Here is a 19,116-nt window from a genome sequence, read left to right as displayed (position 1 = left end):
GGCGGTGGGTCCGGCGGCGTCCGCAGGATCCAGGTCACCCTTGAGGGCGGCGTGCAGCAGGTGTTCCAGGGAGTTGGCGGTCAGCGACCGGTCCCAGCCCTGCCGGGCGGCGTACCGGCCGACGATGTGCTGCAGGGCTCCCCAGGTCAGCGGGCCGGGATCGGCGCCGTCCGCCGCCCGGAACCGCAACTCCTCCAAGGCGCCGAAGGCCTCGGTCAGTTCGTGGAACTCCGTCTCACGGGACGGGTCGGTGTCGATGCCCGGGCCGTGGATCAGGCGCAGGGCCCGCACCCAGTGCAGGGCGCGGGTGGTGCGCCGCGGCAGCTGGTCGGGGAGCCTGCCCAGATCGGCGAGGACGGCGAGGGCGTCGGCACCGGGCTCGGGACGGAACTCGTGGAAGTGGCCCTGCGGACGGTCGGGGTCGTCGAACTTGATCACGCGGGGCGGCAGGTCGCCCTCGGCGTCGCTGCTGCCGACCTGGGCGTCCGAGGCGAAGACGATACGACCGGTCTCGTTGGAGACGTGCTGGGCGGCGGCGGGGTGGGTGAGCTGGTCCTGGGCGGGTCGTACGTGGGACAGCTCGCACCACAGCGCCCACACCGGCTGCTCGGCCGGCAATGCCTGCAGGCTCTTGCGCCGAGCCAGCAGCCGTCCCAGCTGCGCGGGCGGGAGCGCCTGGTTGGCGCCGGTGCTGCGGCGGGGCACGGTGGTCCGTCCGCTGTCACCGTGGCCGACCGCGATGTAGGAGTCGGCCAGGCCCCGCGGCAGCGGCAGCGCGCCGCTCTCCTTGGCGCCGTAGACACCGGGCAGCGCGTCGAGGTAGTCGGAGTAGTACCGGACGGCGGACAGAGGACGCAGGGACTGCTCCCGCATCGCCAGGTCGTGCGCGTCGAGGAACGCCCGCCCGGTCAGCTTCTGTCCGTCGGCCGTGGTCAGCGGGTACGAGTGGACGTCGCTGTCGGGGAAGACAGTGCCGTCGGACGCGGTGAGGGTGGCCTGCGGGTCGTCCGGGAGCAGGCCGGGGTCGGCCGGGATCCAGGCGCCGGCCGGCACGTCCTCGGAGGCCGGTGCGGCGAGGACCGGTGCCCGCCGGCCTCCGGGGACCGGCTGGAGCCGCAGGTCGCCGTCGGTGAACCAGGCGCGGGTTCCGGTGCGGTCGGCGATCGCCCGCGCCAGGGCCTCGTTGCGGTCGTCCTCCGCCGCCGTCAGGAGGACCACGGGGACGCCCGGTGCCCGCTCGGGGTCGTGCAGCACGATCTCCGCGAACTCGGCGTCCGACACGGGTGTTCCCGCCACCAGGACCAGCCCGTCCTCGTCCCGTTCGGCCACCACCGCGTGGGCAGTGGGCCCCCAGGGTGCGGGGTGCACGCCCCGAGGGTCGGCGGTCTGCTCCAGGTGCAGGTGGAGGCCGGGGCGCCCCGTCCAGTTCCGGCCGTGCGGGGTGCCGTCGGGGCCGGTGAGCGAGGACTGCTGCGGATAACCCTGGCGGGTCAGCCCGTAGGCGGCGATGGCGGCCAGGCTGCCGCCGCGGTCCCGACGGTAGGCACTGCCCACGAGGAGGAAGGCTTCGTAGTGCCGGGCGGCGTCGACCGGCGCGTCGGACGGCAGGTGCAGCAGCGTGCGGGTGATGCCGTCCAGGTCCCGCGGTTCCCGGCCGAAGCGGGGGTGCCCGGCGCGTGCCGCCTCGATCACGCGCAGGGAGGTGAAGAGCCCGTTGCGGATCTCCTGCGAAAGGGGCTGGGAGCCGAAGGTTGCGTCGATGACCTCCCACAGCTCCCGCAGGCGTGCCTGGACCGCGTCGTCGGCTGGCGGCGGCGCGACGGGGGCGGGGCGGGCGGACGGTACCGGGGCGGGCTTCGGTGCGGGGGTGTGGGCCTGCGGCACGTGTGCGCCGGCCGTGCCGTCCCACAGGGCGCGGACGGCCTCGTGGGCGTCGCCGCCGTCGCCCGGGGTGCCCTCGGCGACGTCCCACAGGGCGCGGGCGCGGGCCAGCGCCTCGTTCTCGGTGTCGGTGGCCTCGACGGGGTTGACGTCCGCGGGGCGCGCCCCGCGCGGACGGGCCGGCTCGCCGCTGCGCGGGTGGCGGGGCGCGGTCCGGGGGCCCTCGCCGTACAGCCGGCGCAGCAGGGGGTACAGGGTGGGCTGGTGGGTGCGTACCCACTCCGGGCCGGCGTTGTTGCGGGGCAGCCCGGTGTAGGGGTCGTTGCCGCCGTTGGCCATGAGGTAGACGTTGGTGAGCTGGGCGAAGAACTCGAGTTCGTCGCGGCTGCTGTAGTTGGGGGCGCTGCGGCGGCCGTCGGCGTCGTAGCCGTGGAGGGGGCCGTCGGGCCAGTTGCCCGCCTCGGCGGCCTGTGTGGTGGCGTGGAAGGCGTCGGTGATGCGCTGCCGGTCGACGGCGTCGAGACCGTGCAGGTGAACGGTGTGAGCGACCTCGTGCAGGGTGGTCGAGTAGCCGTCGGGGTAGGCGGACGCGCCGGTGCCGGCGGTGGTGCGCTCGCCGAGCAGATTCTCCTCGGTGACGGCCGCGGTGCGTGTGCCGGCGCCGCGGACCTCGTCCCAGGTGCGGCCGTCGCCGGTGACGGCGCCCCGCAGGGCGCGGAAGGCGTCCAGGGTGGTCATGGCCTCGCCCCTGGGTACCACCACGACGCGTGAGCCGCTCTTGAGCAGCCGGGCCGTGACCCGGGGGTCGTGCAGCAGCCGGGCGACCTGGGTGCGGGCCCGGCCGCGGGCGGAGACGGGCTGCTCGACCCCGGCCGGCACCTGCGTCATGAGGTTCGCCGCGACCGAGGCGAACTCCTCGGGGGTGAGCCCGGTGCTCAGGGCGTCCACGAGCACGGGGTCGGCGGCCAGGCGTTCGCGGTCGGCGGGCGTCAGGCCGGCCAGGGCGGCGTCCCGGTCGGTGCCGGACAGGCCGGGCAGCCGGGCGGCGAGCGCGCGGACCGGGTCGGTGGTCACCTCGGGGGTGACGCGCAGCGCGTCGGCGAGCGCGGTCAGCTCGGCCCGCAGGCCGGGCAGGTCGCCGTCGGTGACGCCCAGGTCGCGCCAGGCCCGCTCGTTGCGGGCGAGGGCGTCGGTGTCCAGGGCGGCGGCGTCGAGCAGTTCGCTGAGCCGGACGGCGATGGAGGGGGCGGCGCCGGCGGGCCTGGCCGAGCGGTAGGCGTCCTCGCGCAGGGTGGCCGGTCCGGCCGTGCGGGGGCCGTCGGCGAAGGCGCCGCGCGACGCCCACAGCAGGTCGAGGAGGTCACGTCCGCGCAGCTCCGGGTCGGTTCCGGCGGCCAGGGCGAGGGCGGCGTCGGCGACGGAGTCGGCGGGCGCGGGCACGGTGAAACCGTCGGCCGTGGCGGTGCCGGTGAGCGGCCGGTCCACCGCGGTGATCCGGATCGCGACGCCGTCCACCGACAGGTCGAGGACCCGGCCGCCGCCCGTGACGGCCGGCGGCCGCACCGGCGCGCCGGGGAACTCCCGCTCCAGTGCCCGGCGTATCCCGGCGGCGGCGGGGAGGGTGTCCGCGGGGAGCTGGAACTCCACGGCGGCCAGCGGGCGGGGCAGGCCGAACTGCACCCGGCCGCGGGCCGCCCCGGCCAGCACCACGGGGTGGCCGAGGCCGTGCAGCACGGCGCCGATCCTGCGTCCGACGTCCAGCTTTCCGGCGTCGGGGCCGGGCAGCGTGGTCGGCCCGTGCGCCTCCTTCCTGCCCGGAACGCCGGACTGGTCGCCGTCGGCCGGGGTGGCGGAGGCCGGCGGCGCGGCGGGGGCCGGGTCCCACTCCGGCGCGGGTGGGGACGTGTCCTCCGGAGCCGGCTGGGCGTGCGGGTCGGTGCCGACGGGCGCGACGGAGTCTGCGGTCTCCCGCAGCGGGATGCGCAGGGCCGTGTCGTCGTCGTTCTCCGGTACCAGGTACAGGGCCGAGGGGTCCGCCGCGATCCGGTGGGGCGTCGCGTCGTGGTCCAGGTCCGCCATGACGAGCGCGAGGGTGTCCATGTTGGTGACCCGGCCGATCCAGCCGCTGTCGCCCCGCAGGATCACGCCCGTCGCCCCGTGAACGAAGTCGTGGCCGAACCGCGTCCACCCGGTCGGCGGGATCTCCTGCCCGTCGGGGAGCCGGACGTGCCCGGTGTCGGCGACCTCGTACCGGAAGGGCTCGGAGCGGAACTCGGCGGCACGGGTGTAGGTGAACCACCGCTCCGGACGGGGGCCTTCGGCGGCCGGGGCACCGTCCGCGGTGCCGACGGCCAAAGCCTTGCCCTTTCCGGCCCCGGTGTCCTCGAACTCCCCGGTCACGGGTATGTCGCTCGTGGGTACGCCGATCGCGTCGGTCGCGGTCGCGCCGTCCGCGGGTGCACCGGTGACGGGCGCGTCCGCGACGGGTACGACGGAAGACGGGTCGACGCCGCCGAAGCGGGGCCGCATGAGGGTGACCGGGCGGCCGATCGGCCACTGCTCCGCCACGGGGTCGAGGCCGTCGTCGGGCGAGCCGCCCAGCAGGCCTCCGGGCCGGGGGCCGCGGAGACCGCGTGTGGCGGTCTCCCGCAGTCCGCCGCGGTGGTCGTCGACCGTGATGTGCACGGCATCGGCGGTGGCGGACCCGCGGCCGCGCTCCGAGCCCGGATCGACGGTGATCGCGGCGGCGGTGAGGTGCGGTCGCGGTGTTCCGTCCTGCAGCGCCGCGAGCGCCTCGGCCACCTCCTGCCGGAACGAGGCCGCTACCGCCTCGGCACGGGCCTTCGCGAGGTCCCGGCCCGCCAGGAGCCCGCTGCGCAGACCGGTGACCCTGACGTCCGGGAGCGGCAGCCCGTTGGCGGCGTTCCACATCGCCGTCCTGGCCACGATCCCGGCCAGATACCGCAAGGGGTGCTTCGCACCGTCGGGCGTCTGCTGGGCACCCTTCTCGAAGGAGATGGTCACCGGCAGTGCCTGCTGGCCGCGGAGCACGACGGCGGTGAGCGGGTTCGCCTCGGCGGCGGGCCTGTCGCTCAGCAGTTCCGCGTTGGTGTCGTGGGCCGACTCGCCCGGCCGCTGGGAGTACATCCGCATGTACCACTGGTTCTTGCCGGGGATGACCTGCTCGAGCTGGCCGATGCGCTGCGCGGCGGCGCGGGTGGCGCCCTCCAGTGTCCGCTCGGCGGCGGCGCGCTCCGGTGAGCCGGCGGGCGCCGCGCGCATGTCGGCCTGGGCCTGCTTCGCCCGTGCCAGGGCCAGTGTCAGGTCGAGATGGGCGCGCAGCTCGGTGAGGTGCTCGTCGACGCCGGCCTCCTGCCGTTGCTCGATCTCCCCGCGCAGTCGCGCCGCGGCCTCCCGCAGAGCCTTCAGGTTGCGCGACCTCAGGTTCGCCCTCGCCTCCCCTCGGTGCCGGGCGTTCCGCTGCGAGACCCGCGCGTGGTTCTCCAGGGAGATCTGGTGACTGCCGTCCTCACTGGCCAGGACCACGGTGGCGAAGTGGTAGCCGAAGTGCGAGCGGTTGATACCGGATCGCGGCTTGGCGTAGTTGCGTTCCAGGCTCGGCTGGCCCTCGGCTCCGGCCGCCGCGACGGACTGGACGACGTAGCCCTCGCCGACGCCGGCCCACGCGTACTCGTTGACCCCGATCCGTTTCGCGGCGTCGGACAGTGCGTCGCGGCGCGGGTCGACCGGCTGGTCGAGGCTGAGCGCGCTGCCGTAGGCGTGGCCGGGCAGCGGGCCGCCGTCGCCGCCGGTGGGCCGGTCGTCCCGGCGGACGTACGAGGACGCCCACGCGGGATCCACCTCGTCCGGCGCCACGTCGCCGTCCGCGACGCGGCCCAGGGCGTCGGCGAGGTGGTGCGTGCCGGTGACCTCGACCCCGTCGGAGGCGTTGACCGGCGCGGTGACCACCTGGCCGGTGCGGGGATCGCGGAAGACCATGTGCGACGTACGGGCGTTGTCGGCCAGCATGTCGGCGAAGTCCCGGCAGACCTCCTCCGAGGACTGTCCGGATCGGGTGAGGAAGCCGGGCGTCACGCGGAACAGCTGCTTCGTGCCGCCGTCGGGGGTGGGCAGCAGGATGCTCAGGTCCTCGTCGGTCCGCAGACGCATCGCGAGGCCCGCGCGCGCCAGACCGACCGACGCGCGGGCGACGGCTTCCGCCGTCGCGAAGACCTGCTGTCCGTACGCGCCGTTCTCGACCGCGAGCGTACGGTCCGAAGAGATCCGCAGGAGGGGCCGCTGGGTGGCGAGCGTCTCGTAGTAGCCCTGTACGGACATGGCCAGTCGGGGGGCGTCCTCCACGTTCGCCAGCGCCTGCGGGGTCTGCCAGGTGCCCTGGAGGTCACCGGGCTTGCGGAAGAGCACGCCGTCGCCGCGGTGGTCCACGACCCCGTAGTCCCTCGTGGTCAGCGGCTCGGGCCGGCGCGCCTCGATTCCGTCAGCGGGCTCGGACCCGTCCGCGTACAGGTCGATGATGTCCGCGAAGTCAGCTCCACCGGAGTCGTCCGCGCCCGGTCCGATGGAGGTCCATGCCGTGCCTGCGCCGCCGGGGACCGGCCCGAGCGTGATGTGATCGGTGCCGGAACGCCAGTCCGTGGAGGGCCGGGGGCCGTGCTCCGAGTACCAGACCCTGGAGCCCGTCAGGTCGGCGACGTGCCGTGCCAAGAACGCGATGTCGCCGTGGGGGAACGCCAGGACGACATCGGCTTCCGGAGGCCGTGCCGGGTCCCTCGCGACGAGCCGGGCGAACTCACCGGGATCGTCCAGGGTGAGCCGGCCGCGCGGCGTCATCAGATGAACGGCGTCCGCACCCTCCTGGGCAAGGACCACGTACGAGTCCTGCCAGGGTGCGGTCCAGGTGACCAGGCTGCCGTCCTCGCCCTCCATCGCGTACGAGTTCAAGGGCGGCGCCTGGTCCCCGGTGCCGGTCCAGTTCCGCCCCGTACCGGCCTCCGACACCACCTGGGTGTCCTGGCTCAGGACGGCGTCGTGCTGGGTCAGGTAGTCGGCGAGGGCGTCGGCGTCGGACAGTTCGTCAGGGGAGGCGCTCAGGGCCAGGGATCCGAGGAGCAGCAGGTGCTGTCCGTGCACCGGGACGTCCGGGCCGAGGTCCAGTACCCGCCTGGTCAGGTCGTGCAGTGCGTCCAGCTCGCCGGTCGCCACGGACGACGACCCCTCTCTCAGGGCGAGTTCGCGCAGCGACGACACCGTGTCGGCGAGTGTCTCGGGCGAGTGGTCGTTCCTGGCCGCGGCTCCGAAGAGGAGGTCGAGCCACTCCTCCTGAGTGGTGTGCGGAGCACCGTCCTCGCTGTCGTCGGCGTCACTGCTGTCGTCCACGAAGCGGAACTGCGCCAGCGCATCAACCGGGGTGCCGGTGGACGCCGACAGAGGGAACGCCCCGCCCTCGGTACCCGCCGTCCCCGGCACCTTGGCGGCTCCGGCACCGGACAGTGTGCTCAGTTCGTAGGCCTCTTCCTCGCCCGGGAGCCCCGGGAGGTCACTGCCGTCCGGGGACGGGGGCAGGGGAACGGAGGTCGGATCCTGCTGCGGGGCGGGCGGGGCCGCCGGCGCTTCCGGGGCGGGTGGCGCGGGGGTGCGCTGCAGCAGGGGTACGAAGTCACCGCCGCGCCGCCGGATTCGCAGGTGCGTCCCGTCGGCGGACGGACCGGGATAGGTGTGGGCGGTGCCGTTCTCCTCGATCAGGGTGACGGTGGTGCCGGTGGTGGCGGCTGCCCACTCGGCGGCGGCCCGGTCGGCCCCGGGGCCCCAGGGTGCGGTGGCGAGGTAGCGGCGCAGGTGACCGTCGAGGGCGTCACGGCTCGGCGCGAGCGCGCCGGGCCGCACCTTCATCGGCGGTGGTGTGAAGAGGGTGTCGCGTTCGGCGGGCTCACCGGGCAGGCCGTTCAGGCGCATCAGCTGGGCGGGTGACGCTCCGGCGCGCGTGCGCAGCCGTGCTGCCTCCCGGCGGTCGAGGCCGGGCCGGTCGGCGGCGTGGCGCAGGACCGTGGAGAGCGCGCCGAAGAAGCCGTTGCCACGGCCGGTGGGCGTGCCCTGGGTGTAGGTGGCGCCGTCGGGTGCGGTGAGGACGCCGTCGCGGGCGAGGCGGTAGCGCGGGCCGCTGCCGTCGGCGGGCGGCAGCCAGGGCACGGTGGTGTGGCTCCGGTGCACGGGCGGCTTCGCCGGCTGACCGGTCGTGGTGTCCCCGGTGTCCGTGCCGGACGTCCCCGCACTCGCCGGGGCCGGCAGCGCGGTGCTGACCGGAACCGGGGCGCCTGGCGGCAGGGCGGTGTGGAAGAAGCCGTCGGCGGAGTACAGCACCGGGTCGGCGGACGGGTCGACGGCGGCCGGATCGGCACCGTGCGGCAGGAACAGCTGGTCGCGGCCCTCACCGGTCACCACGGTCAGCGGAGTTCCGAGGATGCGCGCGGCGAGGGCGGGCAGCAGGTCGGCGCCGCCGTGGTCACCGGCACGGCGCTCGGGCGGGGCCGGTACACCGTCCGGCTGCCCGGCGGCGTCCGGGCGCGGCTCGCTCGCGAACGGACGGGACAGGGCGGCGGTCGCCAGCGCCACCCGCTGCTCCGGCGTCGGCCAGAAGGTCAGCGGAAGCCGGCCGAGGGCATCGAACTCGGCCTGCTGAGCCGGGGTCAGCACCACCCCGGCGGTGTCCAGTTCGTCCTGCGTGAAGGTGTCGGCGACGTCCAGGGCGAGTGCGTCGAGCAGGTCCTCGTTGCCGTCCTCGCCCAGCGCCCAGGCGAGGCGGTCGCGAGCGGTGCCGATGGCCTCGGCGGTGACCGCCGGGTCGCCGGGGCGGGCCGCGAACCGGTCGGCCAGGTCGGTGCCGAGCAGGCGGGGCAGCCGCCCCCGGTCCCGGGCGACGGCGAGCAGTGCGTGGAAGAACGAGGCGCCGTCGTGCGGCACGTCGTGGACCTCGCGCACCGTGGCGCCGTCCGGCGAGGTGAGGGTGCGCGGGACGGAGTCGGTGGCGTCGGTGATCCGGTACGGCTCCGGTGCCTGTGAGCGCCAGTCCGGCTCGGTGTACTCCTGCGGCAGGTCCCGCACCGGCACCGAGGCCGAACCCTGGTGGTGGGCGGTGAGGCGGGACGCGGCGAGGTGCAGCCGGTGGTGGTCGGCGGCAGCGGCGTCCAGGCGCCCCTCCCACTGCCGTGCCGCGTCGCGGGCGGCCTGCCAGCCGACGACCGCCGGGGACTGGGCGACGTCCTGCGGCAGCACGGTCGCCAGGCGGGGGTCGTCCCCGCCGAGCGCGGTCCGCTGCTGCGGGGTCAGGGAGAGCCAGGCTTCACGGGCCCGGGCGCGGGCGTCGTAGTACTCCTTCTCGGCCGTGGCGAGGTCGGCCGCGGCCTTGGCCATGTCGTCCCAGGCCGTGCGGACCTCGTCGGGGAACGTGGTGTCGTCCAGGAGGCCGTGGTCGCGGGCGATGTCCTCGCGCAGCCAGACCAGGGCGGTGGTCCCGGCCTCGGCGGCGCGCGGGCCGCGCCTGGCCTTGCCCAGCGTGTGCAGCAGGCGGCCGTCGGTGATCCGGTGGTCCGCCTCCGCCACCGCCAGCCAGCTCACCGGCAGTGCGAAGAGCATGCTGCGGTCGGTGACGACCTTTACGTGGGTACTGAGGGTGGTGTCCACGGCGCCCTTGAGCACGGTGCCGTCGTTGGCACCGCCGATCGGGACCGTGGCGCCCGGGTTGGTCATGCCCGCGTTGCTGTTGCCCGCCAGCGGCGAGGTGCCCACCGCGCCCTCGACGTTGTCGGTGATGCCGGCCTCCAGTGCGTCGGAGGTCTTCCGCCTCTGCATGGCCTCCATGCGCGGCTTGTTCTCCACCGCGAGCAGCCGGGCGCCACGGCGGTGCATCCTCGCGTAGAGGCGGGAATCGGCGGTGTGGAACTGACCGATCAGGTGGGCGGAGGCCTGGGTGGGCAGGACGGAGCCGTTCGCGCCGAGCGCCTCGCGGAAGCCGGCGGTCAGGCCGCCCTGCGAGGTGGCCTCCTGCTGTGCCTGGGCGGGGGCGGTGCCCAGGGCGGTGAGCGGGGTGAGGCGGGCCATGCGCACGCGTCCGTCGAGGCTCTTCCCGGTGTGCCGCGCACCGAGGTCGCTGTCGCCGAGGCCGTCGGCGCGGGCGGTGGCGAGGGTCAGGGCGTCCTGCACGTTGGCCGCCCCCCGGATGTCCACGGCGAGGATGCCGGAGCCGATCCGGTCGTCGAAGGGCAGGACGTCGGGGTCGGGGCCGTCAGCGGTGGTGGAGGTGCGCCAGGCGGCGACGGACTCCGGTCGGGCCTGGTCGGCGGTCAGTATCCTCACCGCTCGCGGCGGTTCGGGCACGTTCTGCTCGGTGAGCGCGCTGTCGGCGCCGTCGCCCTCCGGGGTGAGCAGGCTGGCCGGGAGGAACTCGTTGAGGCTGCCGACCGGGGCGCTGACGCGAGGGCCGAGCGGATCACCGGTCGCGTCCCTCATGGTGACGGTCAGCACGTAGGCGGTGACGGTCTCGGCGTGGGCCTGGGTGGTGGCGATGTTCGGCATCGCGGTGCTGCCGGCGGTCTCGGTGCGGTTGCTGGAGCGCTGCTTGGCGGCGGTGCCCTGCAGCGAGGGGTTGGCGACGAGGAGGCCGCTGTCCGCCGCGCGCTGGCCGCCGCTGAGGGTCACGTCGGCCCCGCGGTCCTGGGAGGCACCCCGGGCGTCGTCGCGGGCGAAGTTGCGGTAGTCCTCCAGTTCGTAGCCGGTGCGCAGTTTCTCCACGGTGGTGCTGACGGGGGTCAGCTTGAACTCGAGCTGTCCGGGGCTGCCGCCGACCAGCAGGTGGTGGGGGCTGCGCCAGGTGCGGTAGCGGACCGGCAGGGTCACCCCGTCGGTCGTCAGCTCGTGCAGGTGGGCCTGGAGGAAGTCCGGGGAGAGCCACTGCAGGGCCTGCTCCCGGTCGTGCGAGGGCACCCCGAGCCCCTCCAGCTCCGGTATCAGCCGCTGCGCCGCCCGGCTCGCGTCGAGCTGGCCGCTGGGGTGGGTGGGGAAACGGCGCCCGTGCAGGAAGCCGGGCACCCGGTAGCCGCCGCCGAGGTTGTGCGGGGTGGTGGTGCCCAGGCCGTCCGGGGCCAGTCCGGCCTCGATGGCGTCCTGCATCGGCAGGTGGAACATCACCGCGTCGCGGATGCGCTGGAGGGCGGCGGCGGCCCGGCGTGGGGCGAGACCGCGGCCGAGGCGCTCGGAGAGCTGCCCCGCCGCGGAGCTGATCCGGTCCCCGGCGCGGGTGCCCGCCATGCCCATCGCGGCCGTCCAGCGGTCGCGCACCGCGACGGTCTCGATGGCGTCGGCGACCACCAGGTACGTGCGTCCGGCGTAGGTGAGGGTGGTGCTGCGTCCCCGGGTGAGGGTCTGCGAGAGACTGCGGCCCTTGCCCCAGGCGTACTGGAGGGCGGCCGTGTAGGAGCCGACCATCGGCTGCCGGCCCGGCGCCTGCTGGAGGGGCATGTAGGAACCCTGGAGACCGAGGGTGGTGCGGGAGCCTGTGCTCGCGCTGCCGAGGACCCGGTGCTCGTTGCCGACGGTGGCTTCGAAGCTGGCCGGCTTCGGGTCGCTCTTGACCCGTATGCGGTGCAGGTCGCCGCGGATGGCGGCCTTCAGGTAGTGGGTCTGGAGCGGACCCGCGCCGTTGAGTCCGGTGATGCGGGAGCCGAACGGGCCGAGGTACTGGCCGAGCTGTCCGGACACGCTGAGGTTGGCCATCGCCCGGCGCAGCGCGGTGCGCACCGGGGTGCCGGGGGCGCTGACGTGCCAGGAGGTGCCCGAGGCGCGGTCGGCGGTGTCCTGGACGAGCTGCTGGCGCTGCCGGCCGCCCTCGGTGCTGAGCACCACGTGCGGGGCGCCCAGCAGCCTCCGGGTGAGTTCGCGGTCGGCCGGCCCCGTCCTCGGCAGCGGGCGGGTGCCGTCCAGGAGCCGGTCCGCCTCGGTGGCGGAGAGTTGCTGCGGCGCGGACACCTGCCCCCCGGGTGGCGGGTCGGCGGGGGCGTGGCGCTCGGAGCCGTGGGCCGCGGGCACGGCCAGCTCCACCCGGCCCACGGTCTCGCTGCCCCGGCTGAACAGCGGGCGCTCCTCCACCCTGCTGACGAAGACGCCGGCCCCGAGCAGGCCGAGGGAGGCCAGCCGGGCCCAGCCGCGGGGGCGGCGGTGGCCTTCGAAGGAGGCGCCCAGTTCCACCCGGTAGCTGTAGAGGTCGGAACCGCTCTGGTACGCCAGGTGGTCGTGGGTGACCGCGACCGTGCTGCGGGTGGCCTTCTGGTTGGTCCTGGCGTAGCGGGCGCCGAGGGACACGTTGCCGGTCCGGCGCGGCAGCCCGGCCTCGGGCGCCTTGTCGTGATCACGCGGCGAGATGCCCAGTTCGACACCGCCGGAGAGGGTGCTGGACGCCTGCTGCCCCTGCCCGGCGATCTCGGTGCCGACCACCGCGTTGCGCAGCGAGCGCTCACTCATGGTGGTCTCGAACCGCCGGTCGGTGAGCCGCGCCCGCAGGATCAGCGTGTGGTGGCCGCGGCGCACCTTGCCGTCCTCGGTGAGGGTGACCGGTATCCCGGTGGTGGTCAGGTCGTCGAGGCTCTGCGCCAGGGTGGGCCGGTTCAGCGCCTCGCGCACCTGACGGTCGTTGTGCAGCGCGGTCCGCATCCGTCCGTCGCCGTACCAGAACCTGGCCAGCCGCGGGTGACGCAGCATCAGCGGCGGGACGAACAGCGACGGGTACGAACGGTGCAGGGTGTCCAGGACGGTGTCCGTGAAGACCCGCAAGGGGTCCTGGGGGACGGGCTGCCCCGTCGACGGCTGCCCCTGGGCCTGGTCCTGGACCGAGGCGGTCTGCGGCTGCGCCGGAGTGACCTGCGGCTGTGCCTGGCCCTGGGGCTGGGCCTGCGCCTGGTCCTGGGTCAGGTCCTGCACCTGGGTCTGCGGGTGGACGGGACGGAAGCCCTCGGCGCGGACCTGACCGCTCAGGTGCGCCGGGTCCTCACGGGTGAGGTACCACGGCACCGGCGGCTCGGCGTCCGGGTTCGGTCCCGTCCGGCCGGGCGTGCGGCTGTCCCAGCCCGCCAGCCGGCGGGCGTCCTGGGTGGAGATCCAGTCCAGGCTGACCACCCGGACCGGCCGGGCCGAGGACGGCGGCTCGCCGGCCCCGCGCACCATCAGGGTGCGCTCCACCCGGTAGAGCGCGACCGGGTGGTTGCGGATCCGGCCGGTGGTCTTGCGGGCCGCGTCGGTGCCGAGGTAGTGGCCCCGCCCGGTACTGAGGTCCGTGCGGACCAGCGGGCCGCCCTGGAGGCGCACGTCGGTCTCCGGGCCGGTGAGGGTGTAGTTCGGTCCCCCGGTCACCTGGAAGCCGAAACGGGTGTCGCGGACGTGGCCGCGTTCGTTCTGGTACGTGGTCTGGGTGAGGTCGCGCAGCTCCGCCTTGACCGACTCGGTGACCAGGGTGGCCCGGTGCGGCACCGACCGCTCCACGACCAGGTGCCCCAACGGGCGCTGGCCGCTGCCCTGGGTCAGCTCCGGCCCGCTGACCGGCCCGGAGAACCGCTGGAACAGGGGGAGCAGCCTTCCCGGCCGGACATAGGAGATCAGCGTGCGGTGCGCCGAACTGCCGGGCCGGGCCCCGGAGATCGCGAGTGCCACGTCCTCCGGCGGGTCCGTCAGGTGCAGTCCGGTGGTGCCGGTGATTCCCGGCTCCAGACCGTCCGGGAAGGTGAGCGTCTCCGGCGCCCGCCGGGGCCCCTTGAAGGGGACGGTGAGCTCGTCCGGCAGCCGCCAGCTCAGCCCGTCCCGCATGCCGAATCCGGCGGCGTGCACCGGGGTGCGCAGCCAGCGGGGCGCCAGCGAGCCGGGCCCGGCGCTGCGGCCGGTGGCCTTCGGCGCCTCGGTGACGCGGTCCACGCGCACCCTGTAGTGGACGTCGTCCAGGTGGAGGTGCGAGCCCTCCCAGCCGCGGTGCTCGTTCTGGTGGTACGCCTGGGTGCCCAGGCTGAAGTCGGTCCTGCGGGACCAGCCCAGCGAGACACCGATCTTCAGCAGCCAGTTGAGCGGCGGGCCCATGCCCACCGCGGCGGCGATCCGGCGCCCGAAGCCGACGCTGCGTCCGCCGCCCGTGCCGGCCTGGCCGCGGCGCGCGGTGTCCACTCGCACGGTGCTGCCGCCCACGTCGGAGAAGCGCTCCCAGCGGTGGTACGGGACGGCCTCGACCGTCATCTCGTGACCGACCCCGGACTTCTCCCGGCCCACCAGGCGAGCGCCGCGCGGGGCGGTGAACGCGCCGGGCTGGTCGGTCAGCAGACGCAGCAGTTCCGTTTCGTCGAACTGGGCACGCAGTTTCTCCGGCAGGCGGCCGAGGATTTCCTGGGCCACCTGCTCGGGCGAGCGCAGGGTGAGGGCGCCGGGGCCGGTGAAGAGGCCGGTCCGGGAGGTCTGCGGGGACCCGCCCGGGCTCTTGTCCTCCGGGTCGGCGTCGGGGCTGATCAGGACGGTGGGCAGCCGGCTGCCGTCCTCGAAGGTGACGGTGCGCGGGGCCGGGCCCGGTGGCCGGCCGTCCTCTCCGGTCAGCAGCCGTGCCGGGCGGTGCCGTTCGAGCTGGGTCTCCAGCGGTACCGGGTCGCCCCGGTCGGGGGTCTCGGTGTCGAGGTCGGAGATCCCTCCCATGCTGCGCAGCCACTCGCCGAAGGGGTCGGATCCGTCCGGGGTCCGGGAGACCGGGTCCGCGGTGGCGGTGTCCGGGGCCGGAATGGTGGTGAGCGGTGCCGAGGCCGGGACGAGGGCGTCGAAGTGGTCGGTGCCGTTGTAGGACAGGTGCAGGGTGCCGCCCCGGCCCCCCGGGTTGAGGGTGGTGACGAAGAGGTCCCCCGGTGACCGGTGGCCGGGCTGGACGAGCCGCAGGTCGAGGTCGAGGGTGTGCGCCAGCGCCTGCGGGAGCAGGTCGGCGAAGGGGGACGCCCACAACGCGGGGAGTTCCGCCGCCGCGACGAACAGACCCTCGGTGCCGAGCCGCCGTGCGTCGGCGGGGGTGGGCGCGAGGTCGGCGAGGTGGGGATAGCCGCTGTCCCGGAGGATCCGCTGCCACTGGGCGGGGTCGCCGCCGGTGACGACCGCCTGCGCGATCCGGTCCCACCTCTGGGTGACCCGCCGCTGTTCGCCGGGGTCCCGCACCCCCGCGACGGCGCTCATGCGCAGGTCGTCCACCACGGCGAGCACGGGGTCCGGGGTCGCCTCGGCCGCTGCGGCGGCCAGTTCCGACCCGGTGAGCCGGTCGCGCAGCAGACCGCGCAGTCCGGCGATGTTCCGGGCCGCCCACGCGGGTGGTACGTCCTGGCTGCGCGCGGTGTCGAGCGCCGCCCGGAACAGGCAGTTCCCGCCGCCCGGGGTGTTCAGCCGACGGAAGGCGGCGCCGTCCGCGTGCACGGTGTCCACCGGGTCGGGCGCCGCGGAATCCGGGCCGAACACGCTCAGTTCCTGCACGGAACTCCCCGGCCGGCTCGGCTCGGCCGAGGACCGGCCGGGCGGCACGGTGAGCGGGTTGAACCAGTTGAGCTCGGCATGATCGCTCCCGGAACGGAAACGGAGCAAAGGCTCCCCGTCGGGACCCTGATGAGAATGGACGATCTTGTCGAAGACGGACTTGTCGAAAGCGGTCGTCGGCTTCCAGAACAGGTGCGCGCCGTGCATCACGGCGATGCCCTTGGTCCGTATCTCCTTGATCAGCTCGTCGTGCAGCGGCTGTGCGATCTGCTTCCCGTCCGGCGTGGAGACGTTGAACAGGTCGTGATCCGCGGTGATGGGTGCGTGTCCGCCGTCCTCGTCCACCTCGTGGACCACGCCGTTCCTGACGACGAACCTGTTCTCCGCTTCGTACTCCGCCATCTTGGGCGCCAGTTCGTGGTACTCGGTCGATCGCTGGTTGAAACGCGACAGGACCCTGTCCCACTCACCGTCGGAAACGGATCCCCGCTCGGGCAGCACCGGCTTGAAATAACCGACGAGCCCGACGGTGTCCGGATCGGCCCCGAGACGCACGTCGATCTCGCTGACGGTCTTGGCCTTGATCGCCTCCGGCTTGGGCCTCGCCCCGGCCTCCAGCCACTTCGGGGCGGCGGGGTTGGTCGGACGCACGTCGATGACCAGATTCTTTTCCCACACCAGGTCGCGGAACCCCTTGAAGCTCTTCTCCGGGAGCCCGTACACATGACGCGCTACGTGGGGGTCGACCTCTCCCGGCTTCGGCGCAGGCGACATGTCCCACTTCCCGTGGGCGGTGGCCGTCGGGCCTGGGGCGACCGTCCCGGCCCTGCCGTCGCCGGGCCCGGTGAGGTCCTCCGGGCGGTCCCCGGGGGCCACGGACGCCGGACTGTTCAGGCGGCGCGCCAGCTCGGCGGTGTCCTCGGGGCCGAGCGCCAGCGCGGACAACGGCAGCGGTGCGCTCGACAGTGCCCAGGCGACCTGCGCCGACGGCGCGTAGGAGAGTCCGCGCACGTCCTCCTGCGAGACCAGTGTGGCCGGAAGCAGTTCGGGCGGCGGCGGGGGCAGCAGGTCGTCGAGCGTGGTGCCGGGCCCGGCACCGGCCCGCAACCCGGCCGCCGCGCGCAGGAACGCGGTGTACTGCCCGGGAGTGGGATCGGCCGAGAGGTCGGCTGCGGGACCGGCCGCCGGGCCGCCGGTGGCGGCGTGCCAGTCGGTGGTCATCCGGCGCAGCAGGTCCGGGGTCATCCGCCCGTCGCCGTAGCGGGCCGCGGTGTCCGGATCGAGCCAGCGCAGGCCGTCCACGTACGCGAGCCCGGCGAGCAGCTCGCGGTTTTCCGGCCGCTGTTCGGCGTCGGGGCCGAGGGCGTCGCGCAGTGTGCGGATCTGCTGGAGAGTGCGCGCCCGGGCGAAGGCGTCGGCCGGTTCGGGGCCCGCGTGCAGGCCGGCGTCGCGCGCCAGTGCGTCCAGGTCGGCGCCGGTGGGTTCCGGGGTGAACAGCCGCCATCGTCCCGGCCCGTCCGCGCCCTCGGTGAGCACCGCGTGGACCTCGCCGTTCCGGTCCCGCGCCGTGCCCACCTCGGTGGTCGGCGCGTACACCGACCGCCTGGTCCGGTTCGCCGCGTGCTGCGCCACCGGCAGACCCGCGATCGTCGGCTGCTGCCCGGCCTCGCAGGAGTACAGCACCAGCGGCCGGTCCAGGTCGTCGTCGTCCGCCCAGATCCGGAGCGCCTCGCCGAACTGCACGCCGCTGAGCTTCACGGTGGGGCGCGCCGCGTCCTCGGTGCCGAGGGTGACGGTGCGGGGGGTGGCGTGTGCCACGAAGTAGTCGGCACCGAGCTCGGTGCCCGCCCCGGGGAGCGGGGCCGGCGGGCCGGTGAACACGGTACGGCGGGTGGCCGGCGCCACTTCGGTCCCTGCGGCGGAGTCCGTCGGCGGGAGTGCGGAGGGGGAAACGGGGACGGACACGGTGCGTACGCCGCGGAAGGCGTCCTGGCCGAGCAGCGCCCTGCGTCCCGCGTCGTGTGCCGTACCGTCCTCGGCCGGGCTCTGCGAGATGGTGAGCGTCCGCACGGCTCGGCCCGGCGTGGGCTGTACCGCGGTGTCCGGTATCAGGCGCCGCAATTGGGCGAGGGGCACCGTGAGGCCGTCCAGCGTGGTGACGGCCGGCTCGCCCGCAGGACGCCGCGAACCGCTGCGGTCGCCGTCGGTGGCGCCGCCGTCCGCAGGACGTACGACGATCCGGGCGGACGGCGAGGGGAGCACCGGGGGCGGCGCCACGGAAGAGACTTCCGCTTCCGGCGCGGCCGGCGTGGACAGGGGCGGAGGCGGGGATCCGCCGGTCCCGGCGTGCCCCGTGCCGAGGCCGGGAGCCCGGCCACCGGTCCCCTCGGCGCCTTTTTCACCTTCACCCGACTCCAGGTGCAGATCGGTGGCCGTGTCGCTCCAGGGGCGGGAGAAGGTGGCGAGTTTGTCCGGGGCGGGCGTGGTGGTGGCCGTGGAGTCCGGTACGGCTCCACTGCCGTGTACGGCGGTCGCCTTCTCCTGGAGCGCGGTCGGGGGCGTGGCCGAGGAGGTGGCGACCGGGGCGCTTTCGGTCGTCACTGTGCTCTGTGTGGCGGGGCGGGAGACCGGGCCGAGGGCGTCGGCCAGCGGCAGCAGCACGTCGGCGCCGGGGAACGTCGTCTCCGTGCTGCCGTCAGCCGCCACGGCGGGTGCCGGGCCGGTGAGCGGGCGGACCTGGACCGGGGCGCCCGGCCCCTCGCGGGTCAGTTCGACAGCGGCACGCACCGGCCGTCCTGCCCCGTCCGGCACGACCGCCGGCCCGAGCACCACGGCCCGGTCGGTCCCGGCCCCGTCCAGAAGCTCCGCCGCCTCCGGCGTCCCCTCCCCCGGTGGCGCGACCGCCGAGACCACGATGGTCAGCGGGGGCGCCTGGGTGGTATCGGGGTTACCGGCGCGAGGGGTGCCGGACTTCACGTCGGTCGGGGCCCCGGCCTCACGTGTCCCGCCGGTGTCGCCGAACGAACCGGTGGTGCCCACCTTCGGCGGAGCGGCGGTGTCGTCGCCCACCGGATCGCTGACGGTGGTGGGTCCACCAGCCGGAGTGGTGGAGGTGGCCGTGTCACCGGCCGGATCGGTCACGGTGTCCGCGGCCGGGGCGGCGATGCTCTCCCCGGGGCCCGGCGTGGCGTCGGTCCCGGTCTGGCCGACGTCCTCCGGAGCGGGGGCGGTCTGCGGGGAGTCGTCCGCCGCGGTCGGCGAGCCGTCCACCGAAGTGGCGCCGTCCGGGGCGCGAGTCGCCTGGGGTGACGTGGTGGAGGGAGAAGTACTGCCCCCGGCGGTGGGGGTACCACCCGGGCGGGCGCCGTTGCCCGTGCCGGGTGCGGGGGAGGTGGTGGGGCTGCCGCCCGTGGCGACGGGAGCGCCGTCCCCTTGGTCCGGCACCGTAACCGCCGCCGTACCGTCGTTCTCCGCGGCCACTTCCTCGGGCAACCCCTGGAGGTCACTCGCCACGGGGCCCTGGACGTCACTCGGCACCGGCCCCTGAACACCGCTCTGCCCGGGCTCCCGGACATCGCTCGGCCGAGACCCCTGGACGTCACTCGCCACGGGGCCCTGGACGTCACTCGGCACCGGCCCCTGAACACCGCTCTGCCCGGGCTCCCGGACATCGCTCGGCCGAGACCCCTGGAC

1 protein-coding gene (cut by a window edge) is annotated in these 19,116 nt (G+C 75.0%); it reads right to left on the bottom strand.

Annotation, left to right across the window (positions count from 1 at the left end; genetic code table 11):
* Positions 1 to 18,960 carry the 5' portion of a lonely Cys domain-containing protein gene (locus ACF1FZ_RS26965; protein WP_391775979.1) on the bottom strand. 12,951 nt of this gene lie to the left of the window's left edge, so 18,960 of the gene's 31,911 nt are visible here — the first part of the coding sequence; it begins with the start codon at positions 18,958 to 18,960; the stop codon falls past the left edge of the window.
* Positions 18,961 to 19,116 lie beyond the last annotated feature (156 nt).

Origin of the sequence: Streptomyces sp. NPDC014623 (genome assembly GCF_043088245.1) — a bacterium.
Lineage (GTDB): Bacteria > Actinomycetota > Actinomycetes > Streptomycetales > Streptomycetaceae > Streptomyces.
The sequence above is the reverse complement of the archived record's forward strand: the minus strand, read 5'-3'. Positions and strand labels throughout refer to the sequence as shown.